The following is an 18,763-nucleotide window of genomic DNA, read 5'->3' on the forward strand; positions in this document are numbered from 1 at the left end:
GCCCCNCCCGCACCCGCGGGGCCGGAACCCAGCCCCCACGAGGAGTTGCTCGCGTGGTACGCCCCGTCCCTGGCGAACTCACCTTCGTCGCGCCCCGCGGAGCCAAGAAGCCGCCGCGGCACCTCGCCGACCTCACGCCCGCCCAGCGCAAGGAGGCCGTGGCCGCGATCGGCGAGAAGCCGTTCCGTGCCCGGCAGCTCTCCCAGCACTACTTCGCCCGGTACGCCCACGACCCCGCCGAGTGGACCGACATCCCCGCCGCCTCCCGCGGGAAGCTCGCCGAGGAGCTGCTGCCGGAGCTGATGAGCGTCGTCCGGCACATCTCGTGCGACGACGACACCACCCGCAAGACCCTGTGGCGGCTGCACGACGGCACGCTCGTCGAGTCGGTGCTCATGCGGTACCCCGACCGCGTGACCATGTGCGTCTCGTCGCAGGCGGGCTGCGGGATGAACTGCCCGTTCTGCGCCACCGGCCAGGCGGGTCTCGACCGCAACCTGTCGACCGCCGAGATCGTCCACCAGATCGTCGACGGCATGCGCGCCCTGCGCGACGGCGAGGTCCCCGGCGGACCCGCGCGGCTGTCGAACATCGTGTTCATGGGCATGGGCGAGCCGCTCGCCAACTACAACCGCGTCGTCGGCGCCATCCGCCGCCTCACCGACCCCGAGCCGGACGGCCTGGGCCTGTCGCAGCGCGGCATCACCGTCTCGACGGTCGGCCTCGTCCCGGCGATGCTGCGCTTCGCCGACGAGGGCCTCAAGTGCCGCCTCGCCGTGTCGCTGCACGCCCCCGACGACGAGCTGCGCGACACCCTCGTCCCGGTCAACACGCGCTGGAAGGTCCGCGAGGTCCTCGACGCGGCGTGGGAGTACGCCGAGAAGTCCGGGCGCCGCGTCTCCGTCGAGTACGCGCTGATCCGCGACGTCAACGACCAGGCGTGGCGCGGGGACCTCCTCGGCCGGCTCCTCAAGAGCAGGCGGGTCCACGTCAACCTGATCCCGCTCAACCCCACGCCGGGCTCGAAGTGGACCGCCTCCCGCCCCGAGGACGAGAAGGCGTTCGTCGAGGCCGTCGCCGCGCACGGCGTCCCGGTCACCGTCCGCGACACCCGGGGCCGGGAGATCGACGGGGCGTGCGGTCAGCTCGCGGCCACCGAGCGCTGACCCGGAGCGAAACGAGCGCTGACCCGGGACGAGACCAGCGCTGACCTGGGGCGAGGACCGGGCCCCGGCGGCCGGGAACGGCCCCCGTTGTAGTCTGGGCCCGGACATCTGGATATTCCGACAGGGGAGCGCCACAGCGCTGAGAGTGCGGTGACCGTCGAACCGCAGACCCTCTGAACCTCGCCCGGGTCATGCCGGGTAGGGAGTTCGGTCGTCACTCGAGCTGTTGCGTCCTGCCCGCCGCGCCCGCGGCGGGCAGGACCGCGTCTCTTCCTGGTCATCCCCAGGAGGAATCAGTGAGCACCACCAAGAAGACAACCGCGGGCGTGGCCGCCGTGCTGGGCGCCCTGACGCTCACCGCCTGCGGCGGCGGGGGCGGCGGGGGCGGCGACGGCAAGGCCGGTGGCGCCGGGTCCAGGACCGTCACGCTCGTCGCCCACGACTCCTTCGCCGCCTCCGACGCCGTGTTGAAGGAGTTCACCGAGGAGACCGGCTACACGGTCGAGGTCCTCAAGAGCGGCGACGCCGTCGAGGCCGTCAACAAGGCGGTCCTCACCAAGGGCGCCCCGCAGGGCGACGTCTTCTTCGGCGTCGACAACACCACCCTCTCCCGCGCCCTCGACAACGGCCTGTTCGATCCGTACGAGGCGAAGGGCCTCGACCGGGTCGGCGAAGCGTTCCGGCTCGACGGGGACGAGCACCGCGTCACGCCCGTCGACTACGGCGACATCTGCGTCAACTACGACAAGGAGTACTTCGCCGACCGGCGGCTCGCCCCGCCGCGGACCTTCGACGACCTGGCGAAGCCCGCCTACAAGGACCTCCTCGTGGTGGAGAACCCCGAGCGGTCGACCCCCGGCCTCGGCTTCCTGCTGGGCACCGCCGCCGCGTACGGCGACGGCGGCTGGGAGGGCTACTGGAAGAAGCTGAAGGACAACGGCGTCAAGGTCGTCGACAGCTGGGAGATCGCCTACAACCAGGAGTTCTCCGGCTCGGCCGGCGGCAGGAAGGCCAAGGCCGACCGGCCGCTCGTCGTCTCGTACGCCTCCAGCCCGCCCGTCGAGGTCCTCTACGGCGAGCCGAAGCCCGCCGAGGCGCCGACCGGGGTCTCCACCGGCACCTGCTTCCGGCAGATCGAGTTCGCCGGGCTCCTGAAGGGCGCCGCGAACCGGGAGGGCGGCGAAGCCCTGATCGACTTCCTGATCGGCAAGCGGTTCCAGGAGGACATGCCGCTCACCATGTTCGTCCACCCCGTCGTGAAGGACGCCGCGCTGCCCGAGCTGTTCACCAAGCACGGGGTCGCCGTCGACGAGCCGCGGACCCTGGCCCCCGAGAAGATCGCCGGGAACCGCGACCGGTGGGTCCAGGCGTGGTCCTCCCTCGTCCTGAAGTAGCCGCCGGGAGGCGTCCGGCGAAGGACGCCCCGGCCGCCCGCGCGGCGCGCGTCCGCGGCGGCGCGGTGCGCGGGGCGCTCGTCCTGCTGCCCGCCGCCTTCTTCGCCGTCTTCTTCGCCCACCCCGTCGCCGCCATCGTCGGGCGCGGCCTGAGGACGGGGGACGGCTGGCGGTTCGGCCGGGTCGGCGAGGTGCTGACCCGGCCGGACGTCCTCGACGTCCTGTGGTTCACCACCTGGCAGGCGCTCGCCTCCACGGCGCTCACCCTCCTCGTGGCGCTCCCGGGCGCGTACGTCTTCGCCCGCTTCGACTTCCCCGGCAGACAGGTGCTGCGGGCGGTGGTCACCGTGCCGTTCGTGCTGCCGACGGTGGTCGTGGGCACCGCGTTCCTCGCGCTGCTCGGGCGCGGCGGGCTCCTCGACGGACTGTGGGGCGTCCGCCTCGACACGACCGTGTGGGCGATCCTCCTCGCGCACGTCTTCTTCAACTACGCCGTCGTCGTCCGCACCGTGGGCGGACTGTGGGCGCAGCTCGACCCCCGGCAGGAGGAGGCGGCGCGCGTCCTCGGCGCGTCCCGCTCCGCCGCCTGGCTCCGGGTGACGCTGCCCGCGCTCGGCCCGGCGGTGGCCGCGGCCGCGCTGATGGTGTTCCTCTTCACGTACACCTCCTTCGGCGTCGTCGTGATCCTCGGCGGGCCCGCGTACCGCACGCTGGAGGCGGAGATCTACCGGCAGACCGCGCAGCTCCTGGACCTGGAGACGGCGGCCGTGCTCACCCTGGTGCAGTTCGCCGCCGTCGGCTGCGTGCTGGCGCTGCACGCGTGGACCGTGCGGCGCCGGGAGACCGCGCTGCGGCTCGTCGACCCGGCGGGCACCGCGCGCCGGCCGCGCGGCGCCGGGCAGTGGGCGCTGCTCGGCGGTGTCCTCGCCTCCGTCGCGATCCTGCTGGTGCTGCCGCTCGGGGTGCTCGTCGCCCGGTCCCTGGACGCCTCCGGCGGGCTGGGCTTCTACCGGGCGCTGCGGTCGGTGGAGGCGAGCGGCGGGACGTTCGTCGTCCCGCCGCTCCAGGCGGTGTGGAACTCCCTGCAGTTCGCGTTCGCCGCGACCGCCATCGCCGTCGTCGTCGGCGGGCTCGCGGCGGCGGCCCTCACCCGGCGGGCCGGGCGGCTGGTGCGCGGGTTCGACGCGCTGCTGATGCTGCCGCTCGGCGTGTCCGCCGTCACCGTCGGCTTCGGCTTCCTCGTCGCGCTGGACGAGCCGCCGCTGGACCTGCGCTCGTCGTGGATCCTGGTGCCGCTGGCGCAGGCCCTGGTCGGGGTGCCCTTCGTGGTGCGGACCATGCTGCCCGTCCTGCGCGCGGTGGACGCGCGGCTGCGGGAGGCGGCGGCGGTGCTCGGCGCGTCGCCGCTGCGCGCGTGGCGGGAGGTGGACCTGCCGATGGTGCGGCGGGCGCTGCTGGTCGCGGCCGGGTTCGCGTTCGCCGTGTCCCTCGGCGAGTTCGGCGCGACCGTGTTCATCGCCCGCGCCGACCAGCCGACGCTGCCGGTGGCCGTGGCGCGGCTGCTCGGCCGGCCCGGTGAGCTCAACCAGGGGCAGGCGATGGCCCTGTCCACCATCCTGATGGCGGTGTGCGCGGTCGCGCTGCTGCTGCTCGAACGCGTCCGCGCGGACCGCGAGGGGGAGTTGTGACGGCGCTTCTCCGACTGGACGGCGTCACCGTGCGCTTCGGCGCCCGCACGGCCCTGGACGCGGTGGACCTGGCGGTCGGCGAGCACGAGACCGTCTGCGTCCTCGGACCGAGCGGCAGCGGCAAGTCGACCCTGCTGCGGGTGGTCGCCGGGCTCCAGCCGGCCGACGCGGGCCGGGTCCTCCTGGACGGCGCCGACCAGGCGCGGGTCCCGGTGCACCGGCGCGGGGTGGGTCTGATGTTCCAGGACCACCAGCTGTTCCCGCAGCGGGACGTGGCCGGGAACGTCGCCTTCGGGCTGCGGATGCGGGGGGTGCCCCGCGCCGAGCGCGCCGCGCGGGTGGCGGAAGTGCTCGACCTGGTGGGCCTGCCGGGTGCCGGGCGCCGGTCCGTGGCCGCGCTGTCCGGCGGCGAGCAGCAGCGCGTCGCGCTCGCCCGGGCGCTCGCCCCCCGCCCGCGGCTGCTGATGCTGGACGAGCCGCTCGGCCAGCTCGACCGGGGGCTGCGGGAGCGGCTCGTCACCGAGCTGCGCGGCCTGTTCGGCCGGCTCGGCACGACCGTGCTGGCCGTCACCCACGACCAGGCCGAGGCGTTCGCGCTCGCCGACCGGGTCGTCGTCATGCACGAGGGCCGGATCGCGCAGGCGGGCACGCCGCTGGAGGTGTGGCAGCGGCCCGCGTCCGAGTTCGTCGCCCGGTTCCTCGGCTTCGACAACGTGGTCGCCGCGACCGTGCGCGGCGACGCCGCCGACACCGTGTGGGGCAGGGTGCCGGTGCCGCCCGGAACCCCCCGGGGCGCGGCGCGGCTGCTGGTACGGCCCGCGGGGGTGCGGCTCGGCGACCCCGCCGACGGGTTGCGCTGCACCGTCGAGGGGCGCACGTTCCGCGGTCACCACGTGGCGGTCCTGCTGCGGCCGGTCGGTGCGGACGCGCCCGTGCTGGAGGCCGAGTGCGCGCTGCGGGACGCGCCGGACCAGGGCGCGACGGTCGGCGCCGTGTTCACCCCGGACGAGGTTGTCGTCCTCGGCTGACGGCCGGTGCCGCCCGCGGGGGAGGGCGCGCCGTCCGGGCCCGCGACCGCCGTGCCGCCCCCGGCGGCCACCCGCGGCCGCCCGGGGAGCGGGTTTCCCGTGGAACCGGCGGCCGGCGGGCACGCGGCCCCCGGGTCAGTGCCCCGCGAGGCGGAGCAGCTCCGCCGTCGCCTCCTCCACCGTGTCGACCAGGGCGACGCGGGCGGCCATCGGGCGGCCCTCCGCCAGGGCCCGCAGCAGCGGCCAGACCGGCAGGCGGTCCGTCCAGTGGGCGCGGTCGACCAGCACCATCGGGGTCGGCTCGCCGCGCGACCCGTAGTAGTTCGGCGTGGCGTTGTCGAAGACCTCCTGGACCGTCCCGGCCGCGCCCGGGAGGTAGACGACGCCGGCCGTGCAGCGGGCCAGCAGGCCGTCCTCGCGGGTGGCGTTGGCGAAGTACTTGGCGATGTGCCCGGCGAAGGCGTTCGGCGGCTCGTGGCCGTAGAACCAGGTCGGGATGCCGATCGAGTCCCCGCCCTCCGGCCAGCGGGCGCGCACGCCGAACGCGGCGCGCGCCCAGTCGCCGACCGACGGGGCGTACGAGGGCTCCCCGCCGAGCATTGTCAGCGCCTCGTCGAGCATGCCGTCGGGGTACGGCGCCGCGTACGCGCCGAGGTTGGCCGCCTCCATCGCGCCGGGCCCGCCGCCGGTGGCCACGGTCAGCCCGGCGCGCGACAGGCTCCGGCCCAGGCGGGCGGCGCCCGCGTACGCCCCGGTGCCGCGCTCCATGGCGTGACCGCCCATGACGCCGACGACCGGGACACCGGCGAGCCGCTCGTCGAGCGCGTCGGAGATCGCGTCGTCGTGCACCGCGCGCAGCATCGACGCGAAGACGTCGCCGTCCCGCGCGGTCCGCCGGAACCACGCGTACGTCCGGGCGTCCGGTGTCGCCGCGTACCCGCCGGACTCGAGGCCGGTGAACAGCTCACCGGGCGTGTAGAGGACCCCGCGGTACGGGTCGAACGGCACGTCGGGGACGGGCGGGAAGACCAGCGCCCCGTCGGCGCGCACCTTGGCCGCCGCGTCGGGCGCCATGCGGCAGCCGAGGAACACGGCGGCGGTCGCGTCGGCGGAGACCAGCGCCGCCGTACGGTCCGTCAGGTCCAGGTTCTGCACGCGCCGTCCCACGAGGCTGCCGCCCGCGGCGACCCGGTCGAACGCGTCCAGCGTCTGGATCTCGTCGTCGTGCCCGTGGTGGGGGTGGAGGTGCGCCATGCGGCCACCGTAACCGCGCGACCGCCGCGGCCGTGCCGTCAGGGGCGCAGCGGGAGCGCCGTCAGGGCGGCCGAGAGCCAGGTCAGCGGGGCGAACCCGGCGACCAGGACCGCCGCGCGCAGCAGCGCCGCCGAGCGGAGCAGGGCGGCCGGGGCGCCGAGCCGGTGCAGGGCGGCGGCCGCGCCGGCCCGGTGCTGCCCGCTCTCCACGACGGCGGTGCACAGGGCGGCCACCGCGCACACCAGGACGAGGGCGGCGCCGAGGCCGGACAGCGGGCCGACGGGCCGGGTGTCCGCCCCCGCGTACAGGGTGCCCGCCGCGATCCCGGTGGAGACGGCCGCGCACAGCACGCCGAGGGGCCGGCCGACGCGGTGGGACTCGTCCATCAGGGCGCGGCCGGCGAGGAGCCGCGCGGTGCCCGGCCGGTACGCCTGGAGGAGCCGCCCGCACAGGTGGGCGAGGCCGGGTCCGGCCACGACGAGTCCCAGGGCGGTGAGGGCCCAACCGGCCAGTACGGGGGCGGGGCTGCCGGGCACGCCGCCCGGCAGCGGCACCGGGCCGCCCCCGCCGCGCGTGCCGTACAGCCCCAGCGCCAGTCCCGCCGCCAGGAGGGCGACGCCCCAGGGCAGGCCGGCCGGTGCCCGTGACCCGTCCAACGGCTCGCGGGCGGCNGGGNNNGNNCCGGGGCCGNCACCCGCGCCGNNGNNNNGGNGCCGGCNCGGGTNNCNGCCGTGCGCCGGCCGGGGCGCAGCGCCAGGGCGACGGCGGCGGAGGAGGCGGCCGGGGCGAGAGCGAGCAGCGTCAGCGCGGCGGGCATCGGCAGGGGGACTCCGCCGTCCGGCGGGCCGGGCAGGTAGGGGTGGGAGAGGANGGGCGAGGGCCGAGCCGAGGGCGGAGGCGACGGCGGTCGACGCGGCCGCGAGGGCGGCGAGCCGGGCCGGGCCGAGCCCGACGGAGGAGAGGCCGGGCCGGGGGCGGGTGCCCGGATCGGTGCGCGCCACCGCGACCGCCAGGTACACGGTGGCGGTGAGCGGCAGGGCGCACCAGGCGAGCCGGAGCACCGCGGCGGACGACCGTTCGGGGTGCGCCACGGCGTACCCGAGGACGGACAGCAGCAGGTAGCCCGTGCCCGCCGAGACCGCGGTGACCAGCAGCCGCCGCAGCAGGAGGGAGGGGTGGGCGCGGAGGGTCAGACGGAGAGCGAGCACGTGTCGCGCCCCTCCACCTCGGCGGCCGTCGGGGAGTCGACGCGGCGTCCGTCGAGCAGGGCGACGGCGCGGTCGGCGAGGGCGGCGGCCCCCGCGTCGTACGTGGCGAGGACGACCGTGGCGCGGTGCGAGCGCGCCGCGGCGACGAGGGTGCGCAGGACCTGTGTGCCCTCCGCCCGGTGCAGGGCGGCGGCGGGCTCGTCGGCGAAGACGACATCGGGTCCGGCGGTGAGGACGCGGGCGACGGCTACGCGCTGGCGCTGCGGATGGGACAGGGCGCGGGGCCGCCGTCTGGCGCAGGCGCCGACGTCGAGCCGCTCCAGCCACTCGAGGGCGGTCTTCCGGGCCGTCCGGCGGGCGGCACCGCGCAGCAGCAGGGGGAGCGCGGCGTTCTCCCAGGCGGTGAGTTCGGGGAGCAGGGCGGGTTCCGGGCCGACCCAGGCGAACCGGTCGCGGCGCAGCCGCTCCCGCTGGAGCGGGCTCATGGCGTGGAGGGGCGCGCCGTCGAACCAGACCTCGCCCTCCTGCGGGGTGGCCTGGCCGGAGAGGCAGTGCAGCAGAGTCGTCTTTCCACAACCGCGGGGGCCGTGGACCGCGAGGATCTCCCCCGCGCGGACGCCGAGCGAGACGCCGCTGAGGACCGGGGAACCGTTGTGCGCGAGGTGCAGGGAACGCGCCCACAGCACGTCGTTGTCGGGCGGGGCCACCATGTCTCTCATCCCCTCGATCAGCTCGGAGTTCTCGGACATCCCCCCTCAAACCGGTCGGAACATAACACGTGATTACCGGACTTCCGGGGGGATGGCGCCGCCGCGGGGAACGGCCGGGCCGGGATGCACCCGCCCGGGCGCATCCCGGCCGTTCGGCGCACGCCCCGTACTCCGGCCCTCCCGGCCGGGGCCGTCCTCACGGCTGCCGGGCCCCCCGCGCCCGGGCCCGCTGCCTGAGCCCGAGGCAGACGAAGCTCTCCGTGGAGCGCACCCCGTCAAGGGCGCGGACGCGCTTGTTGACCACCTCCAGCAGGTGGTCGTCGTCCTCGCAGACGACCTCCGCCATCAGGTCGAACGAACCCGCGGTCAGCGCCACGCGCTCGCACTCGGGCAGGGCCGCCAGCGCGTCGGCGACCGGCTCCGCGTCGCCCTCGACGCGGACGCCGAGCACCGCCCGGCGCCGGAAGCCCGCGGTGAGCGGGTCGGTGACGGCGACGATCCGCATCACGCCCTGGTCGAGGAGCTTCTGGACGCGCTGCCGCACGGCCGCCTCCGACAGGCCCACGGCCTTGCCGATGGCGGCGTAGGGACGGCGGCCGTCCTCCTGGAGCTGTTCGATGATCGCCAGGGACACGGCGTCGACCGCGGAGGGCGGTCCGCCGTCGTTCCTGGAGTCTGCGCTTCGGCTGGCCACGCCCCAACTCTGCGCAGATACCCGTCGATTTGACAAGCCGAGAACGATGGAATCCCTTGCTCGTTCCCCCTGTCGCCACCGAATCCGAAGTGCCGGAGCGGCGGGCCTGTCGAAAGCGTGGTACCAGCGACTAGGCTGGGTGTTCCACCCGCCGAACGGCACCACCGGAGCGGAGGGTGACCACGGACACCGAAATCGACAGGAGGGTGGCCACGTGACCACCGAACTGCGTCGTCTGCGCAACTACATCAACGGCGAGTTCCGGGACGCCGCCGACGGACGCACCATCGACGTCGTCAACCCCGCCGTCGGGGAGGTCTACGCCACCTCTCCGCTCTCGGGCCAGGCCGACGTGGACGCCGCCATGGCCGCCGCCGCGGCCGCGTTCCCCGGCTGGCGGGACACCACCCCGGCCGAGCGCCAGAAGGCCCTGCTGAGGATCGCGGACGCCTTCGAGGAGCGCGCCGAGGACCTGATCGCCACCGAGTGCGAGAACACCGGCAAGCCCCTCGGCCTCACGCGGACCGAGGAGGTGCCCCCCATGGTGGACCAGATCCGCTTCTTCGCGGGTGCCGCCCGGTTGCTGGAGGGCCGCTCCGCGGGCGAGTACATGGAGGGCATGACCTCCATCGTCCGCCGCGAGCCGGTCGGCGTCTGCGCCCAGGTCGCGCCGTGGAACTACCCGATGATGATGGCCGTGTGGAAGTTCGCCCCGGCCCTCGCCGCGGGCAACACCGTCGTCCTCAAGCCGTCCGACACGACGCCCGCCTCGACGGTCCTGATGGCCGAGATCATCGGGTCGATCCTGCCCAAGGGCGTCTTCAACGTCATCTGCGGCGACCGCGACACCGGCCGCATGATGGTCGAGCACCCGACCCCCGCCATGGCCTCCATCACCGGCTCCGTGCGCGCCGGCATGCAGGTCGCCGAGTCGGCCGCCAAGGACGTCAAGCGCGTCCACCTGGAGCTCGGCGGCAAGGCCCCGGTCGTCGTCTTCGAGGACGTCGACATCGAGAAGGCCGTCGAGGACATCTCCGTCGCCGGCTTCTTCAACGCCGGCCAGGACTGCACGGCCGCCACCCGCGTCCTGGTCCACGAGTCGATCCACGACGAGTTCGTCGCCGCCCTCGCCAAGGCCGCCGCCGGCACGAGGACCGGCGCGCCCGACGACGAGGACGCGCTGTACGGGCCGCTGAACAACGCCAACCAGCTCAAGCAGGTCAGCGGCTTCGTCGACCGCCTCCCGGCGCACGCCAAGGTGGAGGCCGGCGGCCACCGCGTCGGCGACAAGGGCTACTTCTACGCCCCGACCGTCGTCTCCGGCCTGAAGCAGGACGACGAGATCGTCCAGAACGAGGTCTTCGGCCCCGTCATCACCGTCCAGTCCTTCCGCGACGAGGAACAGGCGCTGGAGTACGCCAACGGCGTCGAGTACGCCCTCGCCTCCTCCGTCTGGACCAGGGACCACGCGCGCGCGATGCGCATGTCCAAGGCCCTGGACTTCGGCTGCGTGTGGATCAACACCCACATCCCGCTGGTCGCCGAGATGCCGCACGGCGGATTCAAGAAGTCCGGCTACGGCAAGGACCTCTCCGCGTACGGCTTCGAGGACTACACGCGCATCAAGCACGTGATGACCTCGCTGAGCTGACGCCCCGACGGCGCACCGGAGGGCGGCACCCCCGCGGTGCCGCCCTCCGGCGTCGCCGCCGCGTGCCCGTGTGAGGGACGCCACTGCGGCGGCGGGCCGGTGCCGTGCCGGAGGCGCCGGCTCCGGGACGACAATGCGCCCATGAGCGACGACGATGTGCAACGCGCGGTCACCTACGGGCTGTTGGCCGCCTGGGCGGTCCACGACGCCGAGGAGGTGGCCTTCGGGCCCCGGTGGCTGCGGGAGCACCTGCCCGAACTGCGCGAGCGCTTCCCCGCCGTGCCCGGGCGGGTGTGGAAGGCCGCGGAAGGGGTGGACGACCGGGAGTTCCGCGCGGCCGTCGCGGTGATGGGCGCGATCGTCGGCGCGGCGGCCGTCGCCGGGGCCCGCACCGGGGGCCGGTCCGGCTTCTACCAGGGCGCGCTCACCGGCTTCGGCCTGCACGGCCTGGTCCACCTGGCCCAGGCCGCCGCCGTACGGGGATACACGCCCGGCTCCGTGACCTCGCCGCTCGTCGTGGTGCCGTTCACCCTGTGGGCACGCGGGCGGCTGCGGCGCGCCGGTGTGCTGCGGCCCGCGCGGGCCCGCGACGCCGCGGCCGGCCTGGTGCTGGCCGCGGGCGCCACCGTCCTCTCCCACGCGGTCGCGCGGAAGATCGTCAGGGGGCGGTGAAACCGGTGTGAGGGCGGGCGTGTGCCGCGGTCACCCCGCTTGTGACCGAACCGCGCCTCGCGCGCCGGGCGTCGACCGGAGGGGGGCCGCACCTCGTCGGCGCCTTCCCGGTATCCCGGAGTGGGGCGCGCGGGTGTGCCGGGGCCCGGAAACCGTCGGCGCGCGGTACCCGTTCCCGCGGTACGCCGACGACTGGCCGGCCCTCGTGCACCCGGTCACCGCAGTCGCCTTCCACGGCCCGCACCGCGATCCCGTGCGCAGTGTCCGGATCGTCGGCTTCGGGGTGATCACCCGTGCCGGGATCACACCCCGCTCGCCCCGGTCCGCGGTCCCGTCCGGGGCCTCCCCTTCCGGCGGCCGGTGATCGGCATGGCGTCCGGGCCGATCCGGTCGCGGACCGGGCGCCGCCCCCGCGCTTCGCTCATGACGCGCGGCAACCGCATGCCCGCCGCGGCCGGCGGACCGCGGAGCCGGACCGGCCCGCCCGGCGGTCGTCCTCGCCGCCCGGCCGGTGGCCGCGGACACGTGTGTTAGGGGTGATGCCGGCGCGGACCCCGGCGATGGGGCGGGACGTCATGCACGGCCCCCCGCCAGTACGGAGGCGAGCGCGTCCACGCGGTTGGTGGTGATCGAGTCCACCCCGGCGGCGACCAGCCCGCGCATCGTCCGGCGCGTGTCGGCCGTCCACGCCGACACCAGCAGCCCGTCCCCGTGCACCCGGTCCACCAGCGCCCTGCCGACCAGCCCGAAGCGGTAGTTGAGCCAGCGCGGGGAGACCGCGTCGAGCAGCACCGGGCGGGCCGGCGCGAGGGTCGTCCACGTCAGGGCGATCTCGGCGGCCGGGTCGGCGGCGCGGACGAGCAGCATGGCGGACGCGCCGGAGCAGTAGTACACCCGGTCCCGCGCGCCGCACTCGCGGACGGTGCCGACGACGGCGCGCACGGACGCCTCGGTGGCGCCGGGCAGGTCGAGCATCACGCGGTGCGGGGCGGTCGCGGCCAGCGCCTCGCGGAGCGTCGGCACGCCCTGTGGGCCGGTCAGCTCCCGCACCTCGGCGAGGCTCAGCGCCGCGAGCGGCCGGTCGACGCGCCACAGCCGCCGCAGCGTGTCGTCGTGGAGGAGCACCGGGACGCCGTCCCGGGTGAGCCGGACGTCGACCTCCACGGCGTCCGCGCCGCGGGCCAGCGCCGAGCGGAGCGACGCGACCGTGTTCTCCCGGACCCGGTAGGGGTCGCCCCGGTGCCCCACGGCGGTGACGGCGCGCACGGGCCCCGCCGGGGCCGGGCGGGTCACGGCGTCAGCCACCGTTCCGTGTAGGCGTCGATCTCCCCGGCGATCCGCGCCTTGCCGGCCGGGTCGAGGAAGGACGCCTCGACGGCGTTCTTCGCGAGGGCGGCGACGCCCCGCTCGTCCAGTTCCAGCAGGCGGGCGGCGACCTCGTACTCGGTGTTCAGGTCGGTGCCGAACATCGGCGGGTCGTCGGAGTTGACGGTGACCAGGACCCCGGCGGCCACCATCTCGCGGATCGGGTGCCGGTCGATGTCGGTGACGGCGCGGGTGGCGATGTTGGAGGTGGGGCAGACCTCCAGGGGGATGCGGTGCTCGGCGAGGTGCGCGAGGAGCGCCGGGTCCCGGGTGGCGCTCGTGCCGTGACCGATGCGCTCGGCCCGCAGGTCGTTCAGGGCGTCCCAGATCGTCTGCGGGCCGGTCGTCTCGCCGGCGTGCGGCACGGAGTGCAGGCCGGCCGCGACGGCCCGGTCGAAGTACGGCTTGAACTGCGGGCGCGGCACACCGATCTCCGGCCCGCCGAGGCCGAACGACACCAGCCCCTCGGGCCGCAGGTCCACGGCGAGGCGGGTGGTCTCCTCGGCGGACTCCAGACCGGCCTCGCCGGGGATGTCGAAGCACCAGCGCAGGATCACGCCCAGCTCGGTCTCGGCGGCGGTGCGGGCGTCCTCGATGGCCTCCATGAAGGCCCTCTCGTCGATCCCGCGCCGCGTCGAGCTGAACGGGGTGACCGTCAGCTCCGCGTACCGGATGTTCTGCCGCGCCATGTCGCGGGCGACCTCGTAGGTCAGCAGCCGGACGTCCTCGGGGGTGCGGACCAGGTCGACGACCGACAGGTAGACCTCGATGAAGTGCGCGAAGTCGGTGAAGGTGAAGTAGTCCGCCAGCGCCTCGGGGTCCGTGGGCACCTTCGAGTCCGGGTGGCGGGCGGCCAGCTCGGAGACGATGCGGGGCGAGGCCGAGCCGACGTGGTGCACGTGCAGCTCCGCCTTGGGCAGACCCGCGATGAAGGGGCGCAGATCGGTCATCGTGGTCCTCCGTACGGGTGGCCGTCCCTGGTCACGGATCATCGTAGGCGGGTCGCTAGCATGTCCGGACACGATGGGGGAGCCTCATGCCACAGAACAGCGAGCGGAACGATCCCTGGGCGCCGCCGGAGAGCCCGCCGCCGGGGGTCGACCTGGGCAAGCCCGCACCGCGCACGCCGCACGACCAGCCGACGGTGACGTCGATGCCCGCCGCCGGCTTCGGCACGCCGGCGGGCGACCCCCTGCCGCCGCCCCCGGTCGCCCCCGGCGNGCNNNCGNAGCCCCCCCCGGCCCGTACGGCTACCCGGCGCCGCCCGCCGCCCCCGCGGCGGGCGGCTACGGCTACGGCTACCCGGGAGGCCACCCCGGGGCGTACGGGACGTACGGCGGCGCCGGCGCGTGGGGCCCCGCCCCGGCGAACGGCCTGGGCATCGCGTCGATGGTCATCGGCATCGTCTCGATCGTGACCTGCTTCATGTACGGCCTCGGCATCGTCCTCGGCGTCCTCGCCCTGATCTTCGGGATCATCGGCCGCAAGCGCGTCCAGCGGGGCGAGGCGAACAACGGCGGCATGGCCACGGCGGGCATCGTCACCGGCACGATCGGCATCGTGCTCGGCGCCGTGGCCCTGGGCGCCATCATCTGGGCGATCGTCCAGGGCACGGACGACGACCGCGGCCGCGACGACCCGTACGCCACCCACCTGACCGTCGCGGATCCGGGGACTCCGGCTTCCAGGTGACCGTCGGACCATACGATGGGCCGACGCGTTCCTCGGAGGGGAGACCATTCATGTCCGACCCGTACCAGCAGCCCGGTGGCTTCGGAACCGGCCCGTACGGCAATGACCGGCCACCGCAGCCCGGTTACGGGTACCCGGCGCCGGCCGCCCCTCCGCCGCCCCCGTNGGCNTNCGNGGCANCCCGCAGCCCCCGCCGTACGGGGCGCCCGCGCCCGCCTACGGCATGCCGGCGCCGCAGCCCGCCAACGGGCTGGGCACCGCGGGCCTGGTGCTCGGCATCATCGGCGTCGTCTGCAACCTGACCGTCTACCTGTGGTTCGTCGGGCTGATCGTGGGCGTCCTCGCGATCGTCTTCGGCGCGATCGGCCGGGGCAGGGCCAACCGCGGCGAGGCGACCAACAGGGGCGCGGCCACGGCGGGCCTGGTCATGGGCATCATCTCGGCCGTCCTGATCCCCGTGATCCTCCTGGTGGCCTTCGCCGGCGCCGTGGGGATGGCGTCCTCCGCCGGCTGACCGGCCGGCCGGCCCCGCGGGTCCGGCACGCCCCCCGGCGCGCCGGACAGCGGGCGCCCGCCCCGCCGCCCTACCGTCCGCGCAGCTCCCCGCGGACGTCCATGAGCGCGAAGCCCAGCAGGTTGAGACCCCGCCAGCGGGCCGGGTCGTGGGCGCGCTCGTCGCCGGCGGCGAGCCCGATCCCCCAGACGCGGTCCATCGGGCTGGCCTCCACCAGGACCCGGTCGCCCGTGCCGAGCAGGAACCCCGCCAACTCCGGGTGCCCGGCGAACTTGTGGCGGTTGCCCGCCACCACGATCCCGTACCGCTCCCGCTCCCAGACGGCCTCGTCGAAGCCGCGCACCAGCCGCCCGGCGCGCTTCGCGAGCGCCGGATTCCCGGCCTCCACCGCCTGCCGCTCTGCCTCGGCGTCGCCGAACAACCGCGCCTTGGCGGCCATCATCCAGTGCTCCGCCGTCGCGTAGACGACCCCGTCGACCGTGAACGGCGAGGGCCACCACTGGCTCAGGCAGCTCGCCCCCACCCGCCCGTCCGGGCGCGGGCGGTGCCCCCAGAAGTGCAGGAACCTCACCCGCTCGCCCCTGCCGACCCGTTCGGCCAGCTCTTCCCGTCGATCCATGCGCCCAGCATGGCAGCCGCCACCGACACTCCGCCCGGGTCCCCACCGGCGCGGACGGNCCCCNGGNCGCCCCGGCGAGGGGCGCCTCAGCGGCCGGAGGACCCCGCGCGGCCCCGGCGCCCGCGGACGGCGGCGGCGCCCGCGAAACCCGCCCCGAACAGCAGCGCGGAGCCCACCACGTCCAGGGGCCAGTGGTGGCCGCGCAGCACCAGGCCGGCTCCCGTCGCCGCCACCAGCGCCACGGCGACGGGCACCGGCGCGCGGCGGCGGACCAGCAGCGCCGCCGCGCCGTACGCCACCACCGCCGTCGCCGTGTGCCCGGACGGGTAGTGGCCCGCCGCGTCGACGAGCGGACCGGGCCGGTCGAGGAGGAGCTTCAGCGGGACCACCACGGCCGGTACGGACGCCATGGCCGCGCACGCCCACAGTGCCGCCCGCCGGCGCCCGCGCCGCACCGCGTACGCCACGGCGGCGGCCAGCACGGGCAGGGCGACGGTCGGGCCCCCGAGGTCGGCGCCCGCTTCGGTGAGCCACGCGGGGCCGCGGCCGGCCAGGGCCCGTCCGGCGCGCTCGTCCAGCACGGCGAGCGGGCCGCGCACCGCCACCTGCCAGGTGACCAGCAGGAACCCGCACAGCAGGAGCAGCGCCACGACGAAAGCCGGCCGTCCCGGAACAGGGGGGGTTGTTCCGGGACGGCCGTCAGGACCGGTGCGCCGCTCGCCCTGGGGGGTGTGGGGCGGACGGCGGCCCGATCGGTGAGGATCGCCGGTACGCGGAGTCCCGGCGGCGTGCGCGGTGGCACGTCCGGGGCGGAACTGGGGAGGTCCCGACCCGGATCCGCCCGCAGTCCCCTGCGGACGGAGTTCTTCTCTCATCGGTTCCGACGTTACGCGACCGGAAGGGGGGCCGGAACGCGGACCCCCAACCCGCCATCGGCCCCCCACACCTTCTTCACGTCCCGGCGCCTCAGAGGCCGGCGAAGGCGCCCTCGAGGATGTCGAGGCCCTCGCCGAGCAGGTCCTCGCCGATCACCAGCGGGGGCAGGAAGCGCAGCACGTTGCCGTAGGTGCCGCAGGTCAGGACCAGCAGGCCCTCCGCGTGGCAGGCCTTCGCCAGCGCGGCGGCGGCCTGCGGGTCGGGCTCCTTGGTCGCCGGGTCCTTCACCAGCTCGATCGCGATCATGGCGCCGCGGCCGCGGACGTCCCCGATGACCTCGTACTTCTCCTGCATGGCGGCGAGGCGGCCCTTCATGATCTCCTCGATGCGCCGGGCCCTGCCGTTGAGGTCGAGCTCCTTCATCGTCTCGATGGAGCCGAGCGCGCCGGCGCAGGCCACCGGGTTGCCGCCGTAGGTGCCGCCCAGGCCGCCGGCGTGCACGGCGTCCATGATCTCGGCGCGGCCGGTGACGGCGGCGAGCGGCAGGCCGCCCGCGATGCCCTTGGCGGTGGTGATCAGGTCCGGGACGATGCCCTCGTCCTCGCAGGCGAACCACTGGCCGGTGCGGCAGAAGCCGGACTGGATCTCGTCCGCGACGAAGACGATGCCGTTGTCCTGGGCGAACTGCGCGATCGCGGGGAGGAAGCCCTTGGCGGGCTCGATGAAGCCGCCCTCGCCGAGCACCGGCTCGATGATGATCGCGGCGACGTTCTCCGCGCCGACCTGCTTGGAGATCTGGTCGATGGCCTGGGCGGCGGCCTCGGGGCCGCAGTTCTCCGGGCCGGTCGGCCAGCGGTAGCCGTAGGCGACCGGGACGCGGTACACCTCGGGGGCGAACGGGCCGAAGCCGTGCTTGTACGGCATGTTCTTGGAGGTCAGCGCCATCGTGAGGTTCGTGCGGCCGTGGTAGCCGTGGTCGAAGACGACGACCGCCTGGCGCCTGGTGTACGAGCGGGCGATCTTGACCGCGTTCTCGACGGCCTCGGCGCCGCTGTTGAACAGCGCCGACTTCTTGGCGTGGTCGCCCGGCGTCAGCTCGGCCAGGGCCTCGCAGACCTCCACGTAGCCCTCGTACGGCGTGACCATGAAGCAGGTGTGGGTGAAGTCGGCGAGCTGCGCGGAGGCGCGGCGCACCACGGCCTCGGCGGAGGCGCCCACGGAGGTCACGGCGATGCCGGAGCCGAAGTCGATCAGGCGGTTGCCGTCGACGTCCTCGATGACGCCGCCGCCTGCGCGGGCGGTGAACACCGGCAGCACGGAGCCGACGCCGCCCGCGACGGAGGCGACGCGGCGGGCCTGGAGCTCCTGCGACTTCGGGCCGGGGATGGCGGTGACGACGCGGCGCTCCTGCGGGATTTCGGTCATGAGGGGCTCCTGGGGTGCTTGCTTACGGACGCTGTGTCTGCTCTCCCTGGCAGGCTAGGCCCGGGCGGGGCGTCCGGGCATGCGCCGTTCGGGAGTGGTTCGGCCGGCGCCGTTGTCCGCGGCGGACATAGCGCGGACCCGGGGGCGGGCGCGTCCGCGCCGACCCGCCCCGGCGTCCCGCGCGGGCACTAGATTGGCCGGTGCACGGACGCGCGACCCGGCAGCTCAGGGGGCAGGGATTGATGGACAGGGACGGTACGTCGTACGAGGCACGGGGCGCCGGCCCCGTCCCGCGCCCGGCCGGTCCGCCGGCCTTCCCGCCGGCCCCGCCGNGCGCGGGACCCNCCCCCCCGGCCGCTCCGCCGGGCGGGGCGTCCCTCGCGGAGTGGCTGCGCACCCCCCGCCCGGAGGCCGAGCCGGGGGTGTGGCGGTTCGGCCACCGCCCCCGCCCCCTGGAGGAACCCGAACCCGTCCCCGCCCGGCGGCTCTTCGCGGGCGCGCTGATCTCCCTGCTCAGCGGCTGGCTCCTGTGGTCCCTGCTGTGGAACGGCTACCTCGGCCACTACTGGCTGTGGCCCTTCCTCGTCCTCACCCCGGACTCCTGGCGCAGCGAGCCGTCCACCTGGGCCACCGCCAGCTACGTCTACTACGCGCTGGTCGGCGGCGGCCTCCTGGTCTTCTTCGCCCGCCTCGGCCACGTCCCGGAGATCCTCCGCCGCTACGTCCGCCGCCCCCGCGCCGAGGCCGCCGCGCCCCCGCCGGCGCGCCCCGGCGCCGNNNCCGCCGACTGGCCCGAGCTGCGCCCCG

The 18,763-nt window shown here is 75.5% G+C and carries 15 protein-coding genes and 5 pseudogenes; 10 read left to right on the forward strand and 10 right to left on the reverse strand.

The window, feature by feature from the left end; translation table 11 throughout:
• Nucleotides 1–53 precede the first annotated feature (53 nt).
• From rlmN to MW084_RS19615, 4 genes are all read left to right on the forward strand, one after another.
• Entirely contained in the window at nucleotides 54–1,166 is a 1,113-nt protein-coding gene (rlmN, locus tag MW084_RS19600) for a dual-specificity RNA methyltransferase RlmN (protein ID WP_010471052.1), read from the forward strand.
• 296 nt (nucleotides 1,167–1,462) lie between these two features.
• The gene (locus MW084_RS19605; protein WP_010471053.1) at nucleotides 1,463–2,560 is read left to right on the forward strand and encodes a thiamine ABC transporter substrate-binding protein; all 1,098 of its coding nucleotides are present in this window, start codon (nucleotides 1,463–1,465) and stop codon (nucleotides 2,558–2,560) included.
• Nucleotides 2,561–2,625: 65 nt separating this feature from the next.
• On the forward strand, nucleotides 2,626–4,248 hold the full coding sequence (locus MW084_RS19610; protein WP_010471055.1) for an ABC transporter permease: 1,623 nt from the start codon (nucleotides 2,626–2,628) through the stop codon (nucleotides 4,246–4,248).
• Nucleotides 4,245–5,276, forward strand: a complete 1,032-nt coding sequence (locus MW084_RS19615) for an ABC transporter ATP-binding protein (protein WP_010471056.1) — start codon at nucleotides 4,245–4,247, stop codon at nucleotides 5,274–5,276. The genes MW084_RS19610 and MW084_RS19615 overlap by 4 nt, the downstream gene beginning before the upstream one ends.
• A gap of 135 nt (nucleotides 5,277–5,411) precedes the next feature.
• Here the strand turns inward: MW084_RS19615 and MW084_RS19620 are convergent, their stop codons facing one another.
• The 5 genes and pseudogenes from MW084_RS19620 to MW084_RS19640 form a co-directional block, all read right to left on the reverse strand.
• Nucleotides 5,412–6,530, reverse strand: a complete 1,119-nt coding sequence (locus MW084_RS19620; RefSeq protein WP_010471057.1) for an LOG family protein — start codon at nucleotides 6,528–6,530, stop codon at nucleotides 5,412–5,414.
• Between the two features lie 38 nt (nucleotides 6,531–6,568).
• Nucleotides 6,569–7,201: pseudogene (locus MW084_RS19625) on the reverse strand (hypothetical protein); the annotation flags it as partial.
• A 200-nt stretch (nucleotides 7,202–7,401) separates the two neighbouring features.
• Nucleotides 7,402–7,738: pseudogene (locus tag MW084_RS19630) on the reverse strand (hypothetical protein); the annotation flags it as partial.
• Complete coding sequence (locus MW084_RS19635) at nucleotides 7,720–8,448, reverse strand: ABC transporter ATP-binding protein (RefSeq protein ID WP_010471059.1); 729 nt, start codon at nucleotides 8,446–8,448, stop codon at nucleotides 7,720–7,722. The pseudogene MW084_RS19630 and the gene MW084_RS19635, both read right to left, overlap by 19 nt.
• A 196-nt stretch (nucleotides 8,449–8,644) precedes the next feature.
• Nucleotides 8,645–9,142, reverse strand: coding sequence for an Lrp/AsnC family transcriptional regulator (locus MW084_RS19640; RefSeq protein WP_010471060.1), 498 nt, complete (start codon nucleotides 9,140–9,142; stop codon nucleotides 8,645–8,647).
• Between the two features lie 214 nt (nucleotides 9,143–9,356).
• On the opposite strand from MW084_RS19640, the gene MW084_RS19645 reads away from it, so the two are divergent.
• The gene (locus tag MW084_RS19645) at nucleotides 9,357–10,793 is read left to right on the forward strand and encodes a gamma-aminobutyraldehyde dehydrogenase (protein WP_010471061.1); all 1,437 of its coding nucleotides are present in this window, start codon (nucleotides 9,357–9,359) and stop codon (nucleotides 10,791–10,793) included.
• Between the two features lie 141 nt (nucleotides 10,794–10,934).
• Nucleotides 10,935–11,465 carry an HXXEE domain-containing protein gene (locus MW084_RS19650; protein WP_010471062.1) on the forward strand — a complete coding sequence of 177 codons (531 nt, stop codon included), beginning with the start codon at nucleotides 10,935–10,937 and terminating at the stop codon, nucleotides 11,463–11,465.
• A 573-nt stretch (nucleotides 11,466–12,038) separates the two neighbouring features.
• Here the strand turns inward: MW084_RS19650 and MW084_RS19655 are convergent.
• Both MW084_RS19655 and MW084_RS19660 read right to left on the reverse strand, forming a co-directional pair.
• Nucleotides 12,039–12,770 carry a glycerophosphodiester phosphodiesterase gene (locus MW084_RS19655; RefSeq protein WP_010471064.1) on the reverse strand — a complete coding sequence of 244 codons (732 nt, stop codon included), beginning with the start codon at nucleotides 12,768–12,770 and terminating at the stop codon, nucleotides 12,039–12,041.
• Entirely contained in the window at nucleotides 12,755–13,780 is a 1,026-nt protein-coding gene (locus tag MW084_RS19660) for an adenosine deaminase (protein ID WP_010471065.1), read from the reverse strand. The genes MW084_RS19655 and MW084_RS19660 overlap by 16 nt, the downstream gene beginning before the upstream one ends.
• Nucleotides 13,781–13,866: 86 nt before the next feature.
• Here MW084_RS19660 and MW084_RS24645 point away from each other — a divergent pair.
• The 3 genes and pseudogenes from MW084_RS24645 to MW084_RS19675 all read left to right on the forward strand — a co-directional run.
• Nucleotides 13,867–14,050: pseudogene (locus MW084_RS24645) on the forward strand (DUF4190 domain-containing protein); the annotation flags it as partial.
• A gap of 205 nt (nucleotides 14,051–14,255) precedes the next feature.
• Complete coding sequence (locus MW084_RS24360; protein ID WP_338057722.1) at nucleotides 14,256–14,522, forward strand: DUF4190 domain-containing protein; 267 nt, start codon at nucleotides 14,256–14,258, stop codon at nucleotides 14,520–14,522.
• 180 nt (nucleotides 14,523–14,702) lie between these two features.
• Nucleotides 14,703–15,036 (forward strand): annotated as a pseudogene (locus MW084_RS19675) (DUF4190 domain-containing protein); the annotation flags it as partial.
• 70 nt (nucleotides 15,037–15,106) lie between these two features.
• Here the strand turns inward: MW084_RS19675 and MW084_RS19680 are convergent.
• The 3 genes from MW084_RS19680 to gabT form a co-directional block, all read right to left on the reverse strand.
• The gene (locus MW084_RS19680; RefSeq protein ID WP_029553536.1) at nucleotides 15,107–15,655 is read right to left on the reverse strand and encodes an NADAR family protein; all 549 of its coding nucleotides are present in this window, start codon (nucleotides 15,653–15,655) and stop codon (nucleotides 15,107–15,109) included.
• 86 nt (nucleotides 15,656–15,741) lie between these two features.
• Nucleotides 15,742–16,305 (reverse strand): phosphatase PAP2 family protein, encoded by a 564-nt coding sequence (locus tag MW084_RS19685; protein ID WP_010471070.1) that lies wholly within the window; start codon nucleotides 16,303–16,305, stop codon nucleotides 15,742–15,744.
• 316 nt (nucleotides 16,306–16,621) lie between these two features.
• Nucleotides 16,622–17,956, reverse strand: coding sequence for a 4-aminobutyrate--2-oxoglutarate transaminase (gabT, locus tag MW084_RS19690; RefSeq protein WP_010471071.1), 1,335 nt, complete (start codon nucleotides 17,954–17,956; stop codon nucleotides 16,622–16,624).
• Nucleotides 17,957–18,301: 345 nt separating this feature from the next.
• Between gabT and MW084_RS19695 the strand changes: the two are divergent.
• Nucleotides 18,302–18,733 (forward strand): annotated as a pseudogene (locus MW084_RS19695) (ATP-binding protein); the annotation flags it as partial.
• Nucleotides 18,734–18,763: the final 30 nt, after the last annotated feature.

Origin of the sequence: Streptomyces sudanensis (genome assembly GCF_023614315.1) — a bacterium.
Taxonomy (GTDB): domain Bacteria; phylum Actinomycetota; class Actinomycetes; order Streptomycetales; family Streptomycetaceae; genus Streptomyces; species Streptomyces sudanensis.

Excerpts from the sequence above, each read along its gene's own strand:
- MW084_RS19660 (WP_010471065.1), bottom strand. The coding sequence starts at position 13,780 with ATGACCGATCTGCGCCCCTTCATCGCGGGTCTGCCCAAGGCGGAGCTG.
- MW084_RS24360 (WP_338057722.1), top strand. The coding sequence starts at position 14,256 with ATGTACGGCCTCGGCATCGTCCTCGGCGTCCTCGCCCTGATCTTCGGG.
- MW084_RS19620 (WP_010471057.1), bottom strand. The coding sequence starts at position 6,530 with ATGGCGCACCTCCACCCCCACCACGGGCACGACGACGAGATCCAGACG.
- MW084_RS19680 (WP_029553536.1), bottom strand. The coding sequence starts at position 15,655 with ATGGATCGACGGGAAGAGCTGGCCGAACGGGTCGGCAGGGGCGAGCGG.
- MW084_RS19635 (WP_010471059.1), bottom strand. The coding sequence starts at position 8,448 with ATGGTGGCCCCGCCCGACAACGACGTGCTGTGGGCGCGTTCCCTGCAC.
- gabT (WP_010471071.1), bottom strand. The coding sequence starts at position 17,956 with ATGACCGAAATCCCGCAGGAGCGCCGCGTCGTCACCGCCATCCCCGGC.
- MW084_RS19650 (WP_010471062.1), top strand. The coding sequence starts at position 10,935 with ATGAGCGACGACGATGTGCAACGCGCGGTCACCTACGGGCTGTTGGCC.